The organism is Mycoplana sp. MJR14 (assembly GCF_029210525.1).
Lineage (GTDB): Bacteria > Pseudomonadota > Alphaproteobacteria > Rhizobiales > Rhizobiaceae > Mycoplana.
Genome location: NZ_JARGEO010000014.1, coordinates 1 through 23,028, shown reverse-complemented (window position 1 = coordinate 23,028; position 23,028 = coordinate 1). Strand labels below are relative to the sequence as shown.

17 protein-coding genes, 3 tRNA genes and 1 pseudogene are annotated in these 23,028 nt (G+C 66.4%); 15 read left to right on the top strand and 6 right to left on the bottom strand.

What is annotated here, in order from left to right; translation table 11 throughout:
* Positions 1 to 76 precede the first annotated feature (76 nt).
* Together P0086_RS23045 and P0086_RS23040 are read right to left on the bottom strand one after the other, a co-directional pair.
* Positions 77 to 153: transfer RNA gene (locus P0086_RS23045), tRNA-Asp, on the bottom strand.
* Positions 154 to 200: 47 nt separating this feature from the next.
* Positions 201 to 277, bottom strand: a tRNA-Asp gene (locus P0086_RS23040).
* 594 nt (positions 278 to 871) lie between these two features.
* On the opposite strand from P0086_RS23040, the gene P0086_RS23035 reads away from it, so the two are divergent.
* Positions 872 to 947: transfer RNA gene (locus P0086_RS23035), tRNA-Val, on the top strand.
* A 106-nt stretch (positions 948 to 1,053) separates the two neighbouring features.
* Here the strand turns inward: P0086_RS23035 and P0086_RS23030 are convergent.
* Complete coding sequence (locus tag P0086_RS23030; protein ID WP_275790327.1) at positions 1,054 to 1,368, bottom strand: succinoglycan biosynthesis protein exoi; 315 nt, start codon at positions 1,366 to 1,368, stop codon at positions 1,054 to 1,056.
* A gap of 290 nt (positions 1,369 to 1,658) precedes the next feature.
* On the bottom strand, positions 1,659 to 2,258 hold the full coding sequence (gene wrbA / locus P0086_RS23025; protein ID WP_275790325.1) for an NAD(P)H:quinone oxidoreductase type IV: 600 nt from the start codon (positions 2,256 to 2,258) through the stop codon (positions 1,659 to 1,661).
* Positions 2,259 to 2,431: 173 nt separating this feature from the next.
* Here wrbA and P0086_RS23020 point away from each other — a divergent pair, with 173 nt between their 5' ends.
* The 5 genes from P0086_RS23020 to P0086_RS23000 all read left to right on the top strand — a co-directional run bounded on the left by P0086_RS23020 (position 2,432) and on the right by P0086_RS23000 (position 11,403).
* Positions 2,432 to 3,187: a competence/damage-inducible protein A gene (locus tag P0086_RS23020; protein WP_112614291.1), complete on the top strand. Its 756-nt coding sequence runs from the start codon at positions 2,432 to 2,434 to the stop codon at positions 3,185 to 3,187.
* 212 nt (positions 3,188 to 3,399) lie between these two features.
* Complete coding sequence (locus tag P0086_RS23015; protein WP_275790321.1) at positions 3,400 to 4,242, top strand: universal stress protein; 843 nt, start codon at positions 3,400 to 3,402, stop codon at positions 4,240 to 4,242.
* 149 nt (positions 4,243 to 4,391) lie between these two features.
* Positions 4,392 to 4,889, top strand: a complete 498-nt coding sequence (gene gpt / locus P0086_RS23010) for a xanthine phosphoribosyltransferase (RefSeq protein WP_112599056.1) — start codon at positions 4,392 to 4,394, stop codon at positions 4,887 to 4,889.
* A 769-nt stretch (positions 4,890 to 5,658) separates the two neighbouring features.
* A complete protein-coding gene (locus tag P0086_RS23005) occupies positions 5,659 to 9,483 on the top strand; it encodes a vitamin B12-dependent ribonucleotide reductase (protein ID WP_275790317.1) in 3,825 nt (1,274 codons plus the stop codon).
* 189 nt (positions 9,484 to 9,672) lie between these two features.
* A complete protein-coding gene (locus tag P0086_RS23000; protein WP_275790315.1) occupies positions 9,673 to 11,403 on the top strand; it encodes an adenylate/guanylate cyclase domain-containing protein in 1,731 nt (576 codons plus the stop codon).
* 32 nt (positions 11,404 to 11,435) lie between these two features.
* Here P0086_RS23000 and P0086_RS22995 read toward each other — a convergent pair whose 3' ends face one another.
* A complete protein-coding gene (locus tag P0086_RS22995; RefSeq protein ID WP_148151312.1) occupies positions 11,436 to 12,326 on the bottom strand; it encodes a LysR family transcriptional regulator in 891 nt (296 codons plus the stop codon).
* 160 nt (positions 12,327 to 12,486) lie between these two features.
* Here P0086_RS22995 and P0086_RS22990 point away from each other — a divergent pair.
* From P0086_RS22990 to P0086_RS22965, 6 genes and pseudogenes are all read left to right on the top strand, one after another.
* Positions 12,487 to 13,477 (top strand): annotated as a pseudogene (locus tag P0086_RS22990) (aldo/keto reductase).
* Positions 13,478 to 13,568: 91 nt separating this feature from the next.
* The gene (locus P0086_RS22985; protein WP_275790312.1) at positions 13,569 to 14,813 is read left to right on the top strand and encodes a multidrug effflux MFS transporter; all 1,245 of its coding nucleotides are present in this window, start codon (positions 13,569 to 13,571) and stop codon (positions 14,811 to 14,813) included.
* An 82-nt stretch (positions 14,814 to 14,895) separates the two neighbouring features.
* Entirely contained in the window at positions 14,896 to 15,912 is a 1,017-nt protein-coding gene (locus tag P0086_RS22980; RefSeq protein WP_112604964.1) for a zinc-dependent alcohol dehydrogenase family protein, read from the top strand.
* A 172-nt stretch (positions 15,913 to 16,084) separates the two neighbouring features.
* Positions 16,085 to 17,308 carry a carboxymuconolactone decarboxylase family protein gene (locus P0086_RS22975; RefSeq protein WP_275790308.1) on the top strand — a complete coding sequence of 408 codons (1,224 nt, stop codon included), beginning with the start codon at positions 16,085 to 16,087 and terminating at the stop codon, positions 17,306 to 17,308.
* Between the two features lies 1 nt (position 17,309).
* Positions 17,310 to 17,774, top strand: a complete 465-nt coding sequence (locus P0086_RS22970) for a cytochrome P460 family protein (RefSeq protein ID WP_275790415.1) — start codon at positions 17,310 to 17,312, stop codon at positions 17,772 to 17,774.
* A complete protein-coding gene (locus P0086_RS22965) occupies positions 17,771 to 18,481 on the top strand; it encodes a DUF4405 domain-containing protein (RefSeq protein ID WP_275790306.1) in 711 nt (236 codons plus the stop codon). The genes P0086_RS22970 and P0086_RS22965 overlap by 4 nt, the downstream gene beginning before the upstream one ends.
* A gap of 89 nt (positions 18,482 to 18,570) precedes the next feature.
* On the opposite strand, the gene P0086_RS22960 is transcribed toward P0086_RS22965, so the two are convergent.
* A complete protein-coding gene (locus tag P0086_RS22960; protein WP_275790304.1) occupies positions 18,571 to 19,407 on the bottom strand; it encodes an SDR family oxidoreductase in 837 nt (278 codons plus the stop codon).
* A gap of 94 nt (positions 19,408 to 19,501) precedes the next feature.
* Here P0086_RS22960 and P0086_RS22955 point away from each other — a divergent pair, with 94 nt between their 5' ends.
* From P0086_RS22955 to P0086_RS22945, 3 genes are all read left to right on the top strand, one after another.
* Positions 19,502 to 20,407 carry a LysR family transcriptional regulator gene (locus tag P0086_RS22955; RefSeq protein ID WP_275790302.1) on the top strand — a complete coding sequence of 302 codons (906 nt, stop codon included), beginning with the start codon at positions 19,502 to 19,504 and terminating at the stop codon, positions 20,405 to 20,407.
* A 139-nt stretch (positions 20,408 to 20,546) separates the two neighbouring features.
* Entirely contained in the window at positions 20,547 to 20,729 is a 183-nt protein-coding gene (locus tag P0086_RS22950; RefSeq protein ID WP_275790299.1) for a DUF1508 domain-containing protein, read from the top strand.
* A gap of 153 nt (positions 20,730 to 20,882) precedes the next feature.
* The gene (locus P0086_RS22945; RefSeq protein ID WP_275790296.1) at positions 20,883 to 22,874 is read left to right on the top strand and encodes a PhoX family phosphatase; all 1,992 of its coding nucleotides are present in this window, start codon (positions 20,883 to 20,885) and stop codon (positions 22,872 to 22,874) included.
* Positions 22,875 to 23,028 lie beyond the last annotated feature (154 nt).

Below are 23,028 nucleotides of genomic sequence, written 5' to 3'. Positions count from 1 at the left end.
AATTGTCGCGGCGCCGCCTGCGGCCGGCGAACCGAAGCCATGCGCTTCGAAGCAGCATATATAAAGAGAAGGAAAGTGGCGCGAGTGACGGGGCTCGAACCCGCGACCTCCGGCGTGACAGGCCGGCACTCTAACCGACTGAGCTACACCCGCGCATTTGGTCATCCGACCGTGATGCCGCCCTGATCCGGACCTTGGAATGGCGCGAGTGACGGGGCTCGAACCCGCGACCTCCGGCGTGACAGGCCGGCACTCTAACCGACTGAGCTACACCCGCATTTCAGACCAAGTCCGGATGCCCGCGGGCATCCTTTCGAAGCGGCCGGGGCCGTTCGATGAGCGGCTAACTAAGGGGTTCGCTTATGGGTGTCAAGCAGGATTGAAGACAAAACGGTGACGCGGCGCGAAATGTTGAAAACAGCCTCGCCAAACCGTCCCTGCCCGCCCCGTTCCATGGTTTGGCAAAGGCCGCGGCGCCAGCCGTTGCGCCGCGCCGGCAGCGGATTCGTGCCCCGCCACGCCGTGCCGGCCACTTATCCACATCCGCCCCGATTCCCCCGCCGGACCGTCGATAGCGGTCACGGTGCCCGGCCATCGAGCGGCACAGAAAGAGAGTGCTTTACTATAGAGCAGAGGGGGAAGACCCGAATGCGGGTGTGGCGGCAACCGCGCGCGGGTGGCAGCGCCCTCCCTCCCATTTTCCGCAACTGGAGCCACGGCTGCGATCTGGCGAGCGAACGAACCGGCGGATGCGATCGCGGGGCGCCCCGAACCGGGCGCCGACAGGCCGAACGGAAAATTTTGCGAAAAAGATGACAAGGGCTCTTGCGGTTTCATCCGGTTCCGCATAGATCACGGCCACCAACGCGGCGGGCGATTAGCTCAGTTGGTAGAGCGCCTCGTTTACACCGAGGATGTCGGGAGTTCGAGTCTCTCATCGCCCACCATTTTCCCCCTGTCCGTATCCAAGAGCATTGAAGAAGGCCTCAGCCAAGCGTTGGCTGTGCTTCACAATTTGTGCCTTTGGCGCCGGGACATGTTGCTCCCCTCCTCCTACCGCGTCGCCTTGCGCCAGCCTGCGGCCACAGCCGCGCTCTCGCTGCAGAACCAGCGTTCGCCGTATTCGGGGCTGATCCGGATCACGTCGTAGTCGTCCTGGCCGGGGACGCTGTAGATCTGCTCGCCGGTCTGGGCGCTGATGTTGCCCTTGATGGTGCAGCCGCGGGCGCGGGCGGTGGCGGAGGCGATGAGGTCGCCGGCGCTGACATAGGTGAGGCCGGCCGCGGTGACCGCGGCAAGCGCGATCTTCGCCGCCTCGCGGGAGCGCGGCCAGCGGCGGGCGTCCGATCGGCATGGGTGAAACCGCATACGCATTCCTCCTCCATGACCGTCCCAACGCGACAATGCGGGCATAATGGGGCGGCTTCGAAGAAACCTGGTGCCGATCCACACAGGGCCGGCGGCCGCCGTTGCAGATTTGCGCCACCTCTTTCCGGGCGGTCCAAGATGCCGTTTCCGGCCCTCCCGACCGCGGCGCGAAGGTCTTTCGACGGGCGCTGCGCCGCGCTCCGCTTGCCGAAAGCAGCCTGTTTCCGCGCAAAGAAAAGGGCGCGGCAAACGCCGCGCCCTTCCTCGGTTCCAAAAGGCCGAAACTGCCGTCAGCCGGCGAGCTTGGCGGCGAGCTTCGCCACATGGGCGCCCTGGAAGCGGGCGGCGTCGAGCTCGACCTTGGAGGGCTGGCGGGAGCCGTCGCCGTCGGTGATGGTGGAGGCGCCGTAGGGCGAGCCGCCCTTGATCTCGTCGACACCCATCTGGCCCTGGAAGGCATAGGGCAGGCCGGCCACGACCATGCCGTGGTGCAGGAGCGTCGGGATGAAGCCGAGGATCGTCGATTCCTGGCCGCCATGCTGCGTGGCCGAGGAGGTGAAGACGGAGCCGACCTTGCCGACGAGCTTGCCGTTGAACCACAGACCGCCGGTCTGGTCCCAGAAATTGCGCATCTGCGAGGCGACGGTGCCGAAGCGGGTGCCGGCGCCGACGACGATGGCGTCGTATTCCTCGAGTTCGTCGACGGTGGCGACCGGGGCTGCCTGGCCGAGCTTGAAATGCGACGCCTTGGCGACCTCTTCCGGAACGAGCTCCGGTACGCGCTTGACCACCACTTCGGCGCCTGCGGACTTCGCACCCTCGGCCACCGCATTCGCCATGGCCTCGATATGCCCGTAGGCCGAGTAGTAGAGGACCAGAACCCTTGCCATTCGTTTCTCCTGTCGTGTCTGAAACACCAGTCTTTCCGCTTGATTGCGGCCGGGGCGAAGATGTAGCAGAGCAGACCGCAACGCCAGAACCGGGCCGGGCAACAGACTGTTCACCATCGATTGACAGTGACGTCATGACTGTGAACGATCGGCGCCGACATCAGGAGAGCCGCATGGATTCCGCCAAGATCATCACCGCCGGCATGCTCGCGATCGGCGACGAACTCCTCTCCGGCCGCACCAAGGACAAGAACATCGGCCACCTCGCCGACATGCTCCATCTCGCCGGCATCGACCTGAAGGAGGTGCGCATTGTCGGCGACGAGGAAGAGATGATCGTCGAGGCGCTCAACGCGCTGCGCGGCCGCTACGACTACGTCTTCACCTCCGGCGGCATCGGGCCGACGCATGACGACATCACCGCCGATGCGGTGGCAAAGGCCTTCGGCGTCGCCTGCACCCACGATCCCGCCGCCATGGAACTGATGGGGGCGATGTATGCGCGCCGCGGCATGGAGTTCAACGAGGCGCGGCAGCGGATGGCGCGCATGCCGGTCGGCTCGAAGCACATTCCCAACAGCGTTTCCACGGCGCCGGGCTTCAGCATCGGCAACGTCCACGTCATGGCCGGCGTGCCGCAGGTGTTCATCGCCATGCTGGAGGCGCTGCTGCCGAGCCTGGAGACCGGCGCGCCCGTGCTCTCGCGCAGCGTCGTCTCGCCCTTCGGCGAGGGCGACATCGGCACGCAACTGACCGCGATCCAGAAGGCGCATCCGGAGACCTCGATCGGCTCCTACCCGCGCTTCGACGGGAACCGCTTCTCCACCGAGATCGTCATCCGCAGCCGGGACGCGGCGCCGGCCGAGGCGGCCGAGAAGGCGATCCTCGCCATGATCGCCGAGATCGCGGCGGCCAAGGCCGCGGATTGATCGACGTCAAGGACGTCACCCCGCGCGCCGCCCCATGGTGAAGCGTCACCGACAGACCGCCCGCATTCCGCGCGCCTGCGATGACACGTCGCAACCCCCTTGAACTGCGGGCGAATTAGGGGAAGGATCAATCGGGATTTCAACGCGTTATCGCTCCGCGCCGAAAGGGGGCGGATCGATCCGCAGTTGCCCCGAACGCAACGGAGAGCGCCATGGCATACAGGACCATCACAGCCGTACTCAGCACCGCAGAGGACGCGGAAAAGGTCACCCGGCATGCAATCGCACTGGCCGAGCGGCACGGCGCGCATCTCGTCGGCGTGCACGCGGAAACGCCGATCGTCGTGACGATCGCCGCCCCGATGGAGTTCCCCGATCCGAACGCCATCATGGAACAGCAGGCGCAGGCCCGCGAGGTGTCGCAGTCGATCGAGCGGACGTTCCGCACGCTGGCGCAGCGCTCGGGCATCTCCCATGAGTGGCGCCTCTTCACCGGCAGCGCCGGCTACAGCGCCAGCGGCGTGGTCGACAGCGCCCGCGGCAGCGACCTCGTCGTCGCCGTGCAGCTCGACCCGCACGGCGACGGTCCGTCACGGGCCGACATCGAGGACCTGCTCTATGAGAGCGGCCGGCCGCTCTGCCTGATCTCCGATGCGGTGGCCGGGCCCGAAGTGCCCGACCGGGTGCTCGTCGCCTGGAACGGCACGCGCGAATCGGCCCGTGCGGTCTTCGACGCGCTGCCGCTGCTGAAGGAGGCGAAATCGATCGAGATCTTCTCGGTCGACCCGCCGGAGGACGCCACGCAGAGCGCCCTCCTCGCCGGCAGCGAGATCGCCGGCGCCCTGACCCGCCACGGCCTGACCGTCAGCCTCAAGGCGGTCAAGTCCGGCGGCGACACCGTGGCCCACGTCATCAACCGCCGCGTCACCGAGACCGGCGCGAACCTGCTCGTCATGGGCGCCTTCAGCCATTCCTGGCTGCGCCACCGCCTGTTCGGCGGCGTCACCAGCGCGATGATGAAGGACCTGCGCGTGCCGGCGATCATGTCGCGCTGAGCAAGCGGCGGGCCTCCTGCCTGTGGATCGGCCCGCCGCGGCTTGGCGAGACTGATTCCCTTGGGCGCGCGAATGCCCTAGAAGGAGCGGGATCGTACAATTTCCGCCGACCCCGTGGCGATGACGGGGCCGGCCAAGAGGAGCCCGCCATGTCGCTTCCCGACAAAGCCTTTCCCGTTTCCTGGGACCAGTTCCACCGCGACGCCCGCGCGCTCGCCTGGCGCCTTGCCGACGGCGACCGCGAGTGGAAGGCGATCGTCTGCATCACCCGCGGCGGCCTCGTGCCGGCGGCGATCATCTCGCGCGAACTGAACATCCGCCTGATCGAGACCGTCTGCGTGGCCTCCTACCACGACTATCTCTCGCAGGGCGAAATGCACGTGCTCAAGGGGATCGCGCCGGATCTCCAGCAGAACGGCGGCGAAGGCATCCTCATCGTCGACGACCTGACCGATACCGGCAAGACCGCGGCACAGGTGCGCGCGATGCTGCCCAAGGCGCATTTCGCCGCCGTCTACGCCAAGCCGAAGGGCCGTCCGCAGGTCGACACCTTCGTCACCGAGGTCAGCCAGGACACGTGGATCTATTTCCCCTGGGACATGGGCTTCACCTATCAGGAGCCGATCGCCAAGGGTCCGCGCGGCTAGAACGCGCTCAAGCCGTCCCTCGCCCATACCCACAGCCCGCAGCCGCGGCGCCGGTCGATGCCGGCCGACGCCTTGAGCGCGCGACCCGGGCTGCCCCCTTTGCAAGGTACCCTCTCAACGGACGCCGGACCGGCTCTCCGGCCGGCTCGCCGTGTCCGCCATGAGCCGCAACCATGCCGGGACGGCGTGGTCTCCGTCTGTGGCAAAGACGCCGCAATCCACCCTCATTTCTGCCCCATTATTTATTGGGTTCTCCACAGCTGATGTGCGCCGGCGGCGAACGCTTTGCCTGAACCGTCTGATTTTCCAGTGTTTGTGCCATGTCCCCAATTTCCACAGGCAACACACACAAGATCTAGCGTCCACAAATCCGTCATAAACCACCTCTTGACGGAATCGGGTGCCTTGGCGTTAATGGTTTCCACGCTGCAACTGTGGCTGGACCGACGGGTTTAAAGTCCGGTTCCGACAATCAACAAAAGCGAACGATGACCATGCGTCAAGGTGGATGAACCGCCGGCCGCAGGGGAGGTTTTTGCGCACATTTTTGTCGCGGTCGGGGCCGCGAAAGGACTGGCATAAAGAAGTTGTTAACACTATATTTAGTGTTTGCAGCCATGCTCAGCACAAGATACAGGGTGCCGCAACAACGGGTTTCCCGCAGAGACTGGAAGATTTGAGCTGGCTGCGCAAGGTCGCGGCCGGTCGTGGACAATTGCGCCTTGAAGCTGGCCACAGCGGGCGCGCGAAACCAAAGGGACAAGGGACCATGCGCATAGAACGTCGTTTCACCAAGCAGGGCCAATCGGCCTATGCAGAGATCGAATTCCGCAAGGCCACCAGCGAGATCAAGAACCCGGACGGCTCGATCGTCTTCCGGCTCGCCGACATCGACGTTCCCGCCCAGTTCAGCCAGGTCGCAGCCGACATCCTGGCGCAGAAGTATTTCCGCAAGGCAGGCGTGCCGGCGAAGCTGAAGAAGGTCGAGGAGAACGACGTCCCCTCCTTCCTGTGGCGCTCCGTCGCCGACACCGAGGCCCTGAAGGCGCTCCCCGAGGGTGAGCGCTACGGCTCGGAGACCGACGCCCGCCAGGTGTTCGACCGTCTCGCCGGCACCTGGACCTACTGGGGCTGGAAGGGCGGCTACTTCGCTTCCGAGGAAGACGCCTCCGCCTTCAAGGACGAGCTCGCCTACATGCTCGCCACCCAGCGCGTCGCCCCCAACAGCCCGCAGTGGTTCAACACCGGCCTGCACTGGGCCTACGGCATCGACGGCCCCGGCCAGGGCCACTTCTACGTCGACCCCTTCACCGGCAAGCTGACGAAGTCCAAGTCGGCCTACGAGCACCCGCAGCCGCACGCCTGCTTCATCCAGTCGGTCGAGGACGATCTCGTCAACGAGAACGGCATCATGGACCTGTGGGTGCGCGAGGCGCGGCTGTTCAAGTACGGCTCCGGCACCGGCTCGAACTTCTCGCACCTGCGCGGCGAGGGTGAGAAGCTGTCCGGCGGCGGCCGCTCCTCCGGCCTGATGAGCTTTTTGAAGATCGGCGACCGCGCTGCCGGCGCGATCAAGTCGGGCGGCACGACGCGCCGCGCGGCCAAGATGGTCGTGGTCGACATCGACCATCCCGATATCGAGGCCTACATCAACTGGAAGGTCAAGGAAGAGCAGAAGGTGGCGGCCCTCGTCACCGGCTCCAAGATCGTCGCCGCGCACCTGAAGGCGATCATGAAGGCCTGCATCAATTGCACCGCCGACAACGATGCCTGCTTCGATCCCAACGAGAACCCGGCCCTGAAGCGCGAGATCCGCGCCGCCAAGAAGAGCCAGGTGCCGGAAAACTACATCAAGCGGGTCATCCAGTTCGCCAGGCAGGGCTACAAGGACATCGAGTTCAAGACCTACGACACGGACTGGGATTCGGAAGCCTACCTCACCGTCTCCGGCCAGAACTCCAACAACTCGGTCTCGCTCAAGGACGACTTCCTGCGTGCGGTCGAGGCCGACGGCGACTGGAACCTGACCGCCCGCAAGGACGGCCGGGTGATGAAGACGCTGAAGGCGCGCGACCTGTGGGAGCAGATCTCCTACGCCGCCTGGGCGTCGGCCGATCCGGGCCTGCACTTCAACACGACGATGAACGACTGGCACACCTGCCCGGCCGCCGGCCCGATCCGCGCGTCCAACCCGTGCTCGGAATACATGTTCCTCGACGACACGGCCTGCAACCTCGCCTCGCTGAACCTGCTGCAGTTCAAGGACGCGGCGACGAAGAACATCAACATCGCCGACTACGAGCATGCCGTCCGCCTGTGGACGATCGTGCTGGAAATCTCGGTGATGATGGCGCAGTTCCCCTCGCGCCAGATCGCCGAGCTCTCCTACGAATACCGCACGCTCGGCCTCGGCTACGCCAATATCGGCGGCCTTCTGATGTCCTCCGGCATCCCCTATGATTCGGCCGAGGGCCGCGCGATCGCCGGTGCGCTCACCGCGATCATGACCGGCGTCGCCTATGCGACCTCCGCCGAGATGGCGGGCGAGCTCGGCACCTTCCCGGGCTTTGCGCCGAACCGCGACAACATGCTGCGGGTGATGCGCAACCACCGCCGCGCCGCCTATGGCGAGAGCAGCGGCTACGAGAAGCTGTCGGTCGACCCGGTCGCCCTCGTCCACGACGATTGCCCGGACCAGGACCTGATCGTCCATGCCATGGCCGCCTGGGACCAGGCCGTGGCGCTCGGCGAGAAGAACGGCTACCGCAATGCCCAGACGACGGTGATCGCGCCGACCGGCACGATCGGCCTGGTGATGGACTGCGACACCACCGGCATCGAGCCCGACTTCGCGCTGGTGAAGTTCAAGAAGCTCGCCGGCGGCGGCTATTTCAAGATCATCAACCGCGCCGTTCCGGAAGCGCTGCGCACGCTCGGCTACTCGGAAGCCCAGATCGCCGAGATCGAGGCCTATGCCGTCGGCCACGGCAATCTGAACCAGGCGCCCGGCATCAACCCCGGCTCGCTGAAGGCCAAGGGCTTCACGGACGAGAAGGTCGCCGCCGTCAACGGCGCGCTGAAGAGCGCCTTCGACATCAAGTTCGTGTTCAACCAGTGGACGCTCGGCGCCGACTTCCTGAAGGAGACGCTGAAGGTCACGGACGAGCAGCTGTCCGACATGAGCTTCAACCTGCTCGAGCACATCGGCTTCTCCAAGAAGGACATCGAGGCCGCCAACATCCACGTCTGCGGCGCGATGACGCTGGAAGGCGCACCGTTCCTGAAGAGCGAGCACCTCGCCGTCTTCGATTGCGCCAACCCTTGCGGCAAGATCGGCAAGCGCTACCTCTCGGTGGAAAGCCACATCCGCATGATGGCGGCCGCCCAGCCGTTCATCTCGGGGGCGATCTCCAAGACGATCAACATGCCGAACGAGGCGACCGTCGAGGATTGCGGCTCCGCCTACATGCTGTCCTGGAAGCTGGCGCTGAAGGCCAACGCGCTCTACCGCGACGGCTCGAAGCTGTCGCAGCCGCTGAATGCCTCGCTGATCGAGGACGAGGACGACGAGGAGGCCGTCGAGGAGCTGGTCGCCGCACCGGCCGCCGCCCAGGCCGTCGCCGTCACCGAGAAGATCGTCGAGCGGATCATCGAGCGCGTCACCCGCGAGCGCGAGAAGCTGCCGAACCGCCGCCAGGGCTACACCCAGAAGGCCGTCGTCGGCGGGCACAAGGTCTACCTGCGCACCGGCGAATTCGGCGACGGCCGCCTCGGCGAGATCTTCATCGACATGCACAAGGAAGGCGCCGCCTTCCGCGCGATGATGAACAACTTCGCGATCGCGATCTCGCTCGGCCTGCAATACGGCGTGCCGCTGGAGGAATATGTGGAGGCCTTCACCTTCACCAAGTTCGAGCCGGCCGGCATGGTCCAGGGCAACGACGCGATCAAGAACGCCACCTCGATCCTCGACTACGTGTTCCGCGAACTGGCCGTCTCCTATCTCGGCCGCCACGACCTCGCCCATGTCGACACTTCCGACTTCGGCAACACCGCGCTCGGCAAGGGCATCCAGGAAGGCAAGACCAACCTCGTCTCTACCGGCTGGACCCGCGGCTACAAGCCGACCCTCGTCGCCGGCACCGGCAGCGAGCGGCAGGTGGGCGAGCCGAAGGGGGCAGCGACCGCCGCTCCCGCCAAGGCCGCCTCGTCGGGCAACGTGACCGCCTTCGCCGGCAGCGCCGCCCGCAAGCTCGAGGCTGCGACCGCGATCTCGACCTCCGAAATCGTCGCCTTCAAGCGCGACTACGAGGAGCGCGCAGCGGAACTGGCCGAGGACATCGCCGAGGAGACCTCCGAGGAGGTCGCCACCGAGAGCCAGCAGTCCGTCACGGCGCTGTTCTCCGACAAGGCCGCAGCCGAGGCGGCATCCGCCAAGGCGGAGGCCAAGAAGGTGGAGAACGAACGCCGCATGCGCTCGATCGCGCAGGGCTATACCGGCAACATGTGCTCGGAGTGCCAGAACTTCACGATGGTGCGCAACGGTACCTGCGAGAAGTGCGACACCTGCGGGGCCACGAGCGGGTGCAGCTGAGGCGCGCCCGACTGAGCGAGCGGGCGTTCGCCTGATCGGTCCATCAGCAGCTATCCAAGGCCCGGGGATCCAGTCCCCGGGCCTTTGCCGTCTTCGCCTTTCCATCGGTCTCGTGGGGGATCTCGTTCGCCCACTTCCCCGCTATCGGCGCCCACGCTAGTATTCTCCGTATTTCCTGCGGAGGACGCGATGGCGAAGCGACGCGTCGAACGGCGACTGGCGGCCATCCTGGCGAGCGACGTCGTTGGCTATTCGCGTCTGATGGAAGCCGACGAGACGGCCACGATCGCGACGATCAGGCGGTTTCAGTCCTCCATCCTTTCTCCGAGCGTCGCCTCGCATGGGGGGCGCATCATCAAACTTCTCGGCGACGGCGCGCTCGTCGCCTTCGATTCGGCTGTCGATGCGGTAGCGTGTGCGATCTCAATCCAGCTGAAGCTCCAGCCCCAACGCCGCGGCCGGCGGTCCGAAGCTCCCCTGACCCTGAGGATCGGGGTCAACCTGGCCGATGCGGTGATCGACGGAGAAGACCTGCTCGGAGATGGCGTGAATGTCGCTGCCCGGCTGGAAGGCACGGCGGCGGCCGGCGGCATCTGCATCTCGGATCAGGTATTCCAGCAGCTTGACGCAAGCAAACGTGCGGCCTTTGCCGATGGCGGCGAGATCGCGCTGAAGAACATCGCCCGTCCCGTACACGTCTGGCACTGGAAGGACGCGCCGGCGCGACCATCGGCGGGTTCGCTCGCCAGGCCGACGTCCGTGGCGGTCCTGCCGTTCGAGAACCTCGGCGGATCGTCTGAACGAGACCTGTTCAGCGACGGCATCGCCGAGGACATCATCGCCGGCCTGGCGCGGTTTCGTTTGCTCACCGTGATCGATGCCGGTTCGTCCTTCCGCTTCCACGACCGGCATCCCGACCTGAAGGCGATCGGCACGAAGCTGGGCGTGACCTATCTCGTCGTTGGCAGCCTTCGCCGCGCCGGCCAGCGGGTCAGGATAGCAGCCCAGCTCGTCGAAGCGGCAAGCGGGGCACGCCTCTGGTCGGAACACTATGACCGCGAGGTCGAGGACATCTTTGCCGTTCAGGACGAGGTGACACGGATGATCGTCTCGACGCTCGTGGGGCATATCGAAAGCGCCGATGTCCGCCAGGCGCTGCGCAAGCCGCCGGCGAGCCTTGCCGCCTATGAATGCTACCTGCGCGGACTGGTACATATTCGCGGCTACGGCAAGGACGACAATCAGCAGGCTCTTGCGATGTTCGAGGCGGCGGTCGAGAAGGATCCGCAGTTCGGCCCGGCCTATGCGCATCTGGCGCTGGCGAAGATTGCCGTGAACGGGTACGCCAATTCGCCCCAGACGGTTCTCGATGAGGCGCTGTCGCTGGCGCGCAAGGCTGTCACCCTCGACGAGGGCGACAGCGGATGCCAACGAATGCTCGCCCTCATCCATGTCAACCGACGCGAATTCGAACTCGGAGAGCGGCACTATCGCCGTGCCTACCGGATCAACCCCAACGATGCGAACACGCTGGTGCAGATGGGCGGGCTCCTCGCGCGTCGCGGCAAGCTCGAGGAGGCGATGGAGTGGATCGACGAGGGGTTCCGGCTAAACCCCTTCCCTCCGCCCTGGTACAGCGCCGCACTCGGCAACGCGCTCTATCTTCTCGGTCGATACGAGGAGGCCGCCGCGGCGCTGGAGGAACTGCCGAACCCAGGACCTTTCACCTGCGCGCGCCTCGTCGCCTGTTACGCAAAGGCCGGCGATGCCGCGGCGACCGAAAGGGCCAGGGCGTCGCTCCTGGCGTTGAGCCCGGATTTCTCGATCGAAGATTTCATCCAGCGCGGTCTTCTGCTCGAACGCCCGGAGCAGTTGGAACTGTTCCGGGAGGGGCTGCGGATGGCCGGCCTGCAGAAGTGACTGCTGCGGCCTGCAGCCCCTCCCCCCATTTGTCAGCGATACCGCAGCGCCTCGACGAGCAGGGCGAAGGCGGGGGATGCGAGCCTTCGGCTCGGATAATAGAGGTGATAGCCGGGGAAGGGTTCACACCAGTCCTCCAGCACCGGGATCAACCGCCCTTCCCGGACGAGGGGGCCGAGATGATCGTCGGGAAGGCAGGTCAGGCCCAGACCGTCGAGGGCGGCGTCGATGATCATCGGCACATCGTTGCAGACGAACTGACCGTCGACCCGGACGTTGAGCGGGCGGCCGTTGCGCTCGAATTCCCAGATATAGAGACCGCCGAGCGTCGGCAGGCGCAGGTTGATGCATCTGTGCTGGGTCAGATCGTGCGGCGTCTCGGGCTTCGGATGGCGCGCGAAATAGTCCGGCGAGCCGGCAACGACCATCCGCAGCTCGGGGCCGATGCGGACGGCGATCATGTCCTTCTCGATGCTCTCGCCGAGCCGCACGCCGGCGTCGAAACGTTCGGCCACCAGGTCGACGAAGCGCTGGTCGACCGAGATCTCGACATTGACATCCGGATGGTCGGCCATGAGCCGCTTGACGGCCGGCATGAGGATCGTCTCGGCCGCATGACGGCTCGAGGTGATCCGGATATTGCCGCCGGGGCGCTGCCGCATCGCCGTCAACGCGTCGATCTGGCCGCTGATCTCGTCGATCGCCGGCCGCAGCGTTTTCATGAGCTTCTCGCCGGCCTCGGTCGGAACGACGTTGCGCGTCGTCCGCGTCAGCAGCCGGACGCCCATCCGCTCCTCGAGCCGCCGCACGGTGTGGCTGAGGGACGATTGCGACGTGCCCATCTGCGCCGCGGCCCGGGTGAAGCTGCGCTCTTCGGCGACGGTCAGGAAGGCGACGAGGTCGCCGAGTTCATCGCGTTTCATTCATGAATCCCAAGCATAGGTTCATGTCATACCTAGCATCTAATCGAATATCCGATGAAGGCATAAAATCCATTCACACGACGAGGTGATCGCCCGGTGAACAGGTCCAGGACCTGCCCGGCGGCACCTCGCTCGCCATTTTCGTGAACGGAGACAGGATATGAAAAAGCGCGTCCTCGGAACCGCAGGTCTCGAAGTCTCGGCGCTCGGCTTCGGCTGCATGGGGCTCGACTTCGGCTATGCCAACAAGGTGAGCAGGCCGGAGGGCGTCAGGCTGATCCGCAAGGCCGTCGATCTCGGCGTGACCTTCTTCGATACGGCCGAAGTCTACGGCCCCTTCACCAACGAAGAGATGGTCGGCGAGGCCCTGAAGCCGGTCCGCGACCGGGTCGTCATCGCCACCAAGTTCGGCTTCGATTTCGTCGACGGCAGGCAAGTCCGGCCTGAACAGCCGCCCGGAGCACATCAAGGAAGTCGCCGAGGCCAGCCTGAAGCGCCTCGGCGTCGAGGTGATCGATCTCTTCTACCAGCATCGCGTCGACCCCAGCGTGCCGATCGAGGATGTCGCCGGCGCCGTGAAGGACCTGATCGCCGAAGGCAAGGTCAAGCATTTCGGCCTGTCCGAGCCGGGTGCGAAGACCGTGCGCCGCGCCCATGCGGTGCAGCCCGTGACGACGCTGCAGAACGAGTATTCGCTCTGGACCCGCGGTGTGGAAACGAACGGCATCCTGGAGACCTGCGCGGAACTCGGCATCGGCCTCGTCCCCTACAGCCCGCTCGGCAAGGGTTTCCTGACGGGGGCGATGAGCAAGGATACCAGGCTCGGCGAGGGCGATTTCCGCAACATCCTGCCGCGCTTCACGCCCGAGGCGATGGAGAAGAACCAGGCGCTGGTCGATCTCCTGAAGGCGATCGCAGACGAGAAGGGCGCCACCCCTGCCCAGATCGCGCTCGCCTGGCTGCTGGCGCAGCGGCCGTGGATCGTTCCCATCCCCGGCACGACGAAACTGCACCGGCTGGAGGAAAACCTCGCCTCCGTCGACGTCGAACTCACACCGGCCGAACTCGCCCGGATCGAGAAAGCGGCCGCGGAGATCGAGGTCGAAGGCGAGCGCTATCCCGAGCACCTTCTGAAGACGACGGGCCTCTGAGGTCCCCTGCCCGCATTCGACGCCAGGCGGGAGCGGCACCGGTGCTGCCTGGCGACCGCACATTTTTTGACAACGGGAAACCCCTACGGCCATGACATTGCAAGCACAGCTCGGCCCAGCCACGGCCGTCGCCGACGATCCGTCGGCATCGCATGCCGGGCGCTGGCACGTGCTCGCCATCCTGAGCGCGCTGATGGGCTTCGCGTCGATCTCGACGGATTTCTATCTTCCAGCCATGCCCGCAATGGCGGCCGAACTCGGCGCGGACGAGGGCAGCGTCGCCTATACGATCTCCGGCTTCCTGATCGGCTTCAGCCTCGGACAGCTCCTCTGGGGCGCCGTCAGCGACAAGTACGGCCGCAGGCTGCCGGTCGCCATCGGGCTCGTGCTGTTCTTCATCGGGTCGATCGGCTGCGCCACATCCCTCAGCGTCGAGGCGATCATCCTGTGGCGGGTCCTGCAGGCGCTCGGCGCCTGCGCCGGCGTGGTCCTGTCGCGCGCCATGGTGCGCGACCTCTACCAGGGGCCGCGCGCGGCACAGATGCTCTCGACGCTGATCGCCGTGATGGCGATCGCGCCGCTTCTCGGACCGATCCTCGGCAGCCAGATCGCGGCGGTCGCGGGCTGGCGGGCGATCTTCTGGGCTCTGGTGCTCCTCGGGCTCCTGGCGCTTGCCGGCCTGTTCACGCTGCCGGAGACGTTGCCGGCGGAGCGGCGGCGGACCGATCCGCTGATCGGCGCATTCCGCCGCTATGCCGACCTGCTCAAGCAGCGGAAGATCCTCGGGCATGCAGGTGCGGGCGCATTCTTCTATTCCGGCATATACGCCTACATCGCCGGAACGCCCTCCGCCTTCATCACCCATCATCGCGTTCCCGCCGAATATTACGGCCTGCTGTTCGGCGCCGGCATCATCGGCATCGTCATCACCAACCTGATCAACGCCCGGCTTGTCCACCGCTTCGGCCTCGGCCGCATCCTTTCCGCCGGCACGCTCGTCGCCATGATCGCCGGCATCGCCGTTGCAGTCAGCGCCTATGCGGATCTCGGCGGACTGTGGGGCCTCTTCGCGCCGCTCTTGATCTTCGTTTCGGCCACGGGGTTCATCGTCGCCAATTCGATCGCCGGGGCGATGGCCGACGAGCCCGGACAGGCAGGCTCGGTCTCGGCCCTTGTCGGCGCCATCCAATATGGCAGCGGCATCGCCGGCTCCGGCCTCGTCGGCCTCTTCGCCGACGGCACGCCATGGCCGATGGGCTGGGTGATCGCGCTCATGGGGATCGGGTCGGCCATCAGTGCCCGGGTCGTGACCTCCACCGGTCCGGGCCTACGCTAGGAGGCCCCGCCCGTCCGCAGCGGTCCGCTGCCGGATCAACGCCTGCCAATGCCCACCAACACATGATCGAAAGGAACACATCATGCTGGCAACAATGCTTCACGGACCGGGAGACGTCCGCTGCGAGGAGGTTTCCGAGCCGAAGATCCTCAAGCCGACGGATGCGATCATCCGCCTGTCGGCCTCCTGCATCTGCGGATCCGACCTCTGGCCCTACCGCGGCGCCAATGCAGTGACGGCGCCGATGGCCATGGGCCACGAATATTGCGGCGTCGTCGTCGAGGTCGGCAGTGCCGTGAAGACGGTCAGGCCCGGTCAGTTCGTCGTCGGCTCCTTCTGCCTTTCCGACAACACCTGCCCGCATTGCCGTTTCGGCTTCCAGTCATCGTGCGAGCAGCGGGAATTCATGACCGGGGCGCAGGCGCCCTATGCCCGCGTGCCGCTCGCCGACGGAACGCTCGTCGCCACCGCCGAGATGCCGTCCGACGACCTGATCCCCGGCCTGCTCGCAACCTCCGACGTGCTCGGCACCGGCTGGTATGCCGCGGACGCGGCCGGCGTGCAGGAAGGCTCCACCGCCGTCGTCGTCGGTGACGGCGCGGTCGGCCTGATGGGCGTGCTCGCCGCCAGACAGATGGGGGCGGAACGCATCATCGCCATGAGCCGCCACAAGACCCGCCAGGATCTGGCGCTGGAATTCGGCGCGACCGACATCGTCTCCGAGCGCGGCGACGCCGGCGTCGCCCGCGTGAAGGAACTGACCGACGGCGTCGGTGCGGCCTCGGTCCTGGAATGCGTCGGCACGCAGGAATCGATGTCGCAGGCGATCGATTGCGCCCGCCCCGGCGGCAAGATCGGCTTCGTCGGCGTGCCGCACGGCGTGACGTTCGACGGACAGAACCTGTTCTTCCAGCAGAAGAGCCTGCTCGGCGGTCCGGCACCGGTGCGCCGTTTCCTGCCGTACCTGATGGACCTGGTGATCGATCGCACGATCGACCCGGGCCGTGTGTTCGACCTCGAACTGCCGCTCGCCGACGTGGCCGAGGGCTACAGGGCCATGGACGAGCGCCGGGCGATCAAGACGCTGCTGCGCTTCTGACGCGCCTCGAGGGCGCGGCTGCCGCTCCCGGCAGCGTGCCCATTCATGAACCACGCGCATAGGCCCAATCGGATCCGGCCGTCTAATCCCGGCGGCTTTCGCGCCCATCTCAGCAATCGGGCTCCCCGCACCATGCGGGGCGCCCTGGCCCGAACACAAGAGGAATATCCGGATGAAGACCATCGCCGCCAGCATCGCGCTATCGACCCTCGCCGTGACCGGGGCCGAAGCCCAGGAGGAACGGCGGCGCGTCGCCCCGCCCGCCGTCTACGAGGTGGCGCCGGGGCTCGGCCATTTCACCGACTGCGTTCTCTTCGGCGAAGTCTGGGAAAGGGCGGAGCTCAAGCCGCGCGACCGCAGCCTCGTCACCGTCGCGGCCCTGGTCGCCACGGGCAGGACGGCGCAGATCGGCGGACACGTGCGCCGCGCGCTCGACAATGGCGTGACCCCGGCCGAAATCGGCGAGCTCATCACCCAGCTCGCCTTCTATTCCGGCTGGCCGAACGCCATATCGGCCGTCAGCGAGGTCAAGACCGTCTTCGACGAGCGCAGCATCGGCCCGGTGGCGAACAGCGCGGCGGCGCGGATCGAGCTCGAGGCCGTGGCCGAGGCCACGCGCGCGGCGACGGTCAACGCCGCGGTGGCACCGACCGCCGCAGCGCTTGCCGACCTCACCAATCGCGTCCTGTTCGGCGATCTCTGGCAGCGGCCGGATCTTTCCGCCCGCGACCGCAGCCTGGTGACGATGACGGCGCTGGTGGCGATCGGCCAGCCGGAACAACTGCCCTTCCATGCCAACCGGGCGATGGACAACGGCCTGACCGCGGCCGAGGCCGCCGAAGCCGTCACCCATGTCGCCTTCTATGCGGGCTGGCCGCGCGCCATGTCCGCCGTGCCGGTGCTGAAGGCCGTCTTTGACAGCCGCAGCGGCGCCGCTCAGGCACGGTCTGCACCAGCACAATCTGACGGGGCATCCATGGACCTGCAGGTCACGCGCGCCGACGAAGACCCGGTCCCCGGTCCGGCGGACACCTTCACCGGCGCGGTGCGCGTCTCCGGACGCTACAGGGGCACCGATCCCGCCCGGATCAGCGGCGCAACCGTCTCCTTCAGTCCCGGCGCCCGCACGGCATGGCATACCCATCCGCTCGGCCAGACGCTCTTCATCATCTCCGGCAAGGGCCGGGTCCAGAAGGAAGGCGGGCCGGTCCTCAGCGTCGGACCGGGCGACGTCGTCTGGATCCCGCCGATGGTCAAGCACTGGCACGGCGCTTCCGCCGACGAAGCGATGTCGCATTTCGCCGTCGCCGAGGCCGAGAACGGCAGCGTCGTGACCTGGATGGAGAAGGTCTCCGACGAGGACTACGGCGAAACCGATGGAGGTGCCGGTGAATAGGATGGTTCGCGCCTTCGCAATGGCGGGCCTCGTATCGGGCGCCCTGTTCTTCGTCGGAATGCAGGTCCAGGCCGAGCCGACCCGGGCGACGATGCCGGACATCGCCAAGCTCGTCCACTACACGACGGTGGAGCGCGGCGAGGTCACCGAGCACATCATGACCACCCGCGCGGCAATCGAGGCGGTCAAACGCGGCGAGCCGATCCCGAACGGCACCCATGTCGCCCTGGTCGACTACCGCGACGGCAAGGTCTTCCGCTACTTCATCATGGAGAAGGGCGAAGGGTGGGGCCAGGACTACGGCGAGGACCGGCGCACGGCCGACTGGCAGTTCCAATGGTTCAAGCCCGACGGCACGATCAACATGGATGAGAACACCGCCCGCTGCCAGCGCTGCCACACGTCGCGGGCCGATAGGGAGTTTCTCTATACGTTCAACGACATGCGGCGCTTTGAATTCGAATGAGCGGCATCTTCCGCCTTCGCCTGTTCCTCGATTTCGTCGCGGTCGGGCTGGTCATCGCATGCCTGGCCTACTGGTGGCTCGACAACCTGTGGCATGAACTCTTCGGGACGGCGCTCTTTGCGCTGGTGATCGCTCACAACGTCTTCAACCGCCGCTGGTACGGAACGGCCGGCAGGAAGCGCCATGGTCTCGTCCGGCTGTTCAACGTCGCGACGATCGCCTGCCTCGCGGCCGGGATGCTGATCATGCTCGTCACCAGCCTGCTGATCTCGCGAGACGCGTTCGCCTTCCTGGCGCTGGACGGCAGCTTCGCCATCCGCGAGATCCACATGTTCGCGGGCTATTGGGTGCTGGCGGTGATCGCGATCCATCTCGGCACGCGCTGGGCGGTGGTCATGCATGTGTTCAGGGCCGCGTTCGGGATCGAGGGGCACAGCCCGGTGCGGACGGTGGCGTTGCGTCTTGCGGCGGCTGCCATTTTCTTCTGGGGTGCGCGGTCCATCGTCGAGATGGGTTTCGGATCGAAGCTGATGCTCACCTACGCCCTCGACATGTGGGACTTCAACGACGCGACGTTGGCATTCTTCGTGAACTACGGATCTATCGTCGGACTGTTTGCCACGGCGACGCACTACGGACTGATGGCGATCGAGCGACGGCGCCAGGAGAACAGTCGATCGTCGGCGCCCGCCCCTTTCCGCCGATAGCGCTTCTGTTCGCTGTCCGCCGGGCAGCACCGCCCTGCCCTGATCCCCGCGGCGACTGATCTCGCCGCGGGGGACTTCGTCGGCGAGATTCACCGCGTCTTCGGCGTCATGCGCTCGCGCATGAAGGCCATGTATTCGGCTTCGGAGCTGCCCCGTCGCTTGTCGATCAGCGGCCTGATGTCGTCGGTCGCGACGTAGCGGAGCTGGTCTGTCCCGTCGGTCGCAGCTTCGAAAATGACCTTCGCCACCGCGTCGCTCGTTGCCAGGCCGCGTGACCGGCGCAAGCCTTCGAAGACCTCGCCGGCACCGGCGATGAAACCGTCATAGTCGGACGGCGTGGTCGTCGCGGAGAACTCCTGCCCGCTGCGTTCGCCGAACTTCGTCTCCAGCACCCCGCCCGGCTCGACGATCTTCACGCCGATGCCAAGCGCGGCCAGTTCGTAGGACAGCGATTCAGAGAAGCCTTCGAGGGCGAACTTGGAGGCGTTGTAGAGGGAGATCATCGGAAGGCCGAAGACGCCCGCGCCGGAGCTGACGTTGATGTAGAGGCCGGAGCGGTTTTCCCGGAAATGCGGCAGTGTCGCCCGGATCACGTCCATCACGCCGAAGACGTTGACCTCGAACTGGTCGGCGACCTTTTCGCGCGTGGTTCCCTCGAATACGCCGAACAGCCCGTAGCCCGCATTGTTCACCACCACGTCGATGCGGCCGAACCTTTCGATCGCCGCACCGACCGCCCGGTCGATGCTGTCGCGATCCTGGACGTCCAGCCGGGTGACGAGAACATCGGGCAGGTCTTGCAGGTCCGACCCGGCATCCGGGCAGCGCATCGTCGCCACCACATTCCAGCCCTCCGCCGCGAAGAGCCTTGCGGCTGCCGCTCCGAAACCGGAAGAGCAGCCCGTGATCAGTACCGTCTTTTTCATCGTGGTCTCCCTTTGTCCGAACACCGATGTAATGGCGGCACGGCCGTGGTATTATCCGGACAATGCCGGACAGATCATTGAAGGAATTCGGACAATGTCGGGAATGACGCTTGCGGACCTGAGGGCGATATCGAGCGTCGCCACCTGCGGCAGCTTCCGGGGTGCGGCGAAGGAGATGGGGATTGCCGTGTCCTCCCTCAGCCACCAGGTCGCCAACGTCGAAAAGCGCCTCGGCATCCGCCTCTTCAACCGGACGACCCGCAGCGTCTCGCTCACCGAGGCTGGCGAGGCGATGCTGCTTCGGGTCCGCCCGGCGCTCGACGAGATCGACATGGCGCTTCTCGCCGTCGACCGCCTGCGCAGCACGCCGTCCGGCCTCCTGCGGCTCAACACCTCGGAGGGCGGCGCACAGCGCGTCCTGCCGCTGGTGCTGGATTTCCTGGCCGCCTATCCGGAGATGAAGGTCGATCTCGTCACCGAGGGGCGCCTGGTCGACATCGTCGCGGAAGGCTTCGACGCCGGGCTGCGCCTGGAGGAGGTCGTTCCCAAGGACATGATCCGCGTGCCGCTCGGCCAGAGCGAATCCTTCGTTCTCGTCGCCTCGCCGTCCTACCTGCAGGGCAAGCCGCGCCCGGCCACGCCGGGCGACCTGCTCGGGCACGAGTGCATCCGCGCCCGGCTTCCGAGCGGAAGCCTCGTCGCCTGGGAACTGGAGCGGAACGGCGAAACGATCACGGTCGACGTCAGGGGGCGGCTGATCGCCGGCAGCACCGAACTCAGCGTGCTCGCCGCCCGTCGGCATGGCGGGATCGCCTATGTGTCCCTGCGGTCGGTGGAAGAGGACCTCGCGAAAGGAACGCTCGTGCAGCTTCTTGCCGAATGGACGCCGCCCTATCCCGGGATCTGCCTCTACTACCCGAGCCGGCGCCTGCCGTCGGCGGGTCTGCGCGCCTTCATCGATCACGCGATCGCCTGGCGAAAGGCGCAGCGCAATGGCTGAAATTGGACCGTGGCGGTGGGCTCTCCGCCACCAATGCAACCTTGTTGCGCCGCACCGCCCACTCGGGGTTTAGGCCGGTTCGTGGAGCGCGAAATGGGAATCGCCTAGCGTCTCCCTCCGCAACACGAGGAGGAAGTCCATGCCAGCATGCAGAGACAGAAACGGTGATACTTGGGAAATCTATCAATCCGGCGGCAAGTGGCGTTGGCAACGCACGGCAGCGAACGGGCGCATAGTCGGTGCGTCGACCGAGTCCTATGCGAACCGCGCCGATTGCATCGAAAACGCGCGCCGCAATGGAATGTTGTGTAATCCGTCCTAGGCTTGCTTCTGTAACCTCGGGCCTCCCGGGCCGGAGCTGTCGTGACATCCGGCCCCGGAAGAGCCAATCCCTGTCGCAAAACCGAAACATGCCGTCTCTATGGGCTAGAACGACTCTAGATCGGGAGTCCCAGTCCAATTCGGAGACAGCCTCATGACCGAACAATTCTCTCAAAGAATTTTCCCGACGACGCAGCTCGAAGACGCCGATGGCGACGGGCATAACCAGAGCGCGAACCCCACGATGGGCGAGATCATTGGCAAGCGCTTCTCGCGCCGCGGCTTCCTGCAGGGGTCGCTCGCCGTCTCGGCGATCGCCGCGACCGTCTGTCCCGCCGCGCTCCTGAGCGCACCCAATGCCGCCCGTGCGGCCGGCGGTTCGGCCTTCTCGTTTGCCGAGGTCGAGGCCGGCGTCGACGCCAACCACCACGTCGCCGAGGGCTATGACGCCGACGTCCTGCTGCGCTGGGGCGATGCCCTGTTCCCCGATTCGCCCGCCTTCGACCCAACCAGGCAGACGGCGGCGGCACAGGAACGGCAGTTCGGCTACAACAACGACTATGTCGGCTTCATCCCGCTGGAGGGCTCCTCCGAGCACGGCCTTCTCGTCGTGAACCACGAATACACCAACCCGCACCTGATGTTCCCCGGCCTCGTCAAGATCGTCGAAGGCAAGGTCGAGCAGGGTCCGCTGTCGAAGGAACAGGTCGACGTCGAGATGGCCGCCCACGGCGGCACGATCGTCGAGATCCGCAAGGTCGACGGCAAGTGGCAGGTGGTGCCGGAGGGCAAGCTGAACCGCCGCGTCACCGTCAACACCGAGATGCAGCTCTCCGGCCCCGTCGCCGGCCACGACCGCGTCAAGACCCATGCCGATGCGACCGGCCGGAAGGTCATGGGCACGTTCAACAACTGTGCCGGCGGGGTGACCCCGTGGGGCACCTACATCATGGCGGAAGAGAACTTCCACGGCTACTTCTCCGGCGAACTGCCGGCCGGTCATGCCGAGGCCGAGAACTACAAGCGCTACGGCGTGCCGGAAGGCGCCTACGAGTGGGCCAACTTCTACGACCGCTTCGACCTTTCCAAGGAGCCGAACGAGCCGAACCGCTTCGGCTGGATCGTCGAGGTCGACGTGATGGACCCCACCTCGGTGCCGAAGAAGCGCACCGCGCTCGGCCGCACCAAGCACGAGGGCGCGGAATCGATCGTCGCCAAGAACGGCAAGGTCGTCTTCTACCTCGGCGATGACGAGCGCTTCGACTACGTCTACAAGTTCGTCACCGACGGCACCTACAACGCTGCCGACCGCGCCGCCAACATGGACCTGCTGGACGCCGGCACGCTCTATGTCGCCAAGTTCAACGAGGACGGCACCATGACCTGGCTGCCGGTCGTGCATGGCCAGGGCCCGCTGACCGCCGAGAACGGCTTTGCCAGCCAGGCGGACGTGCTGATCGAGACACGCCGCGCCGCCGACCTTCTCGGCGCCACCAAGATGGACCGCCCCGAGGACGTGCAGCCGAACGGCGTCAACGGCAAGGTCTATGTCATGCTGACCAACAACACCAAGCGCAAGGCCGAGCAGGTCGACGCCGCCAACCCGCGTGCGGAGAACGCCTTCGGCCACATCATCGAGATCGAGGAAGACGGCGGCGACTTCACCGCGACCACGGGCAAGTGGGAAGTGCTGCTGAAGTGCGGCGACCCGTCCGTGGCCGACGTCGGCGCCACCTTCTCGACCGAGACGACGAAGAACGGCTGGTTCGGCATGCCGGACAACTGTGCGGTCGACGCCGCCGGACGCCTGTGGGTCTCGACCGACGGCAACTCCAACAAGGCCACCGGGCGCACCGACGGCCTCTGGGCGGTCGACACCGAGGGCGACGCTCGCGCCACCTCCAAGCTGTTTTTCCGCGTTCCGGTCGGCGCGGAAATGTGCGGCCCGCTGTTCACCCCGGACGACGAGACGGCCTTCGTCGCCGTCCAGCACCCGGGCGACGGCGGCGAGGACTGGGACGGCCACGGCCGCCCGTCCTATTACGAGGACCTCTCCACCCGCTGGCCGGACTTCAAGGACGACATACCGGTGCGCCCCTCGGTGGTCGCGATCACCAAGATCGGCGGCGGCAAGATCGCCGTCTGATCCACCCGGTCCTGGGGGGGGGGGGGGGGGGGGGGGGGGGGGCGCCCGGGCGGCCGGGGGGGGGGGGGGGGGGGGGGGGGGGGGGGGGGGGGGGGGGCCCCCCCGGGGGGGGGGGGGGGCGGGGGGGGGGGGGGGGGGGGGAATTGGGGGGGGG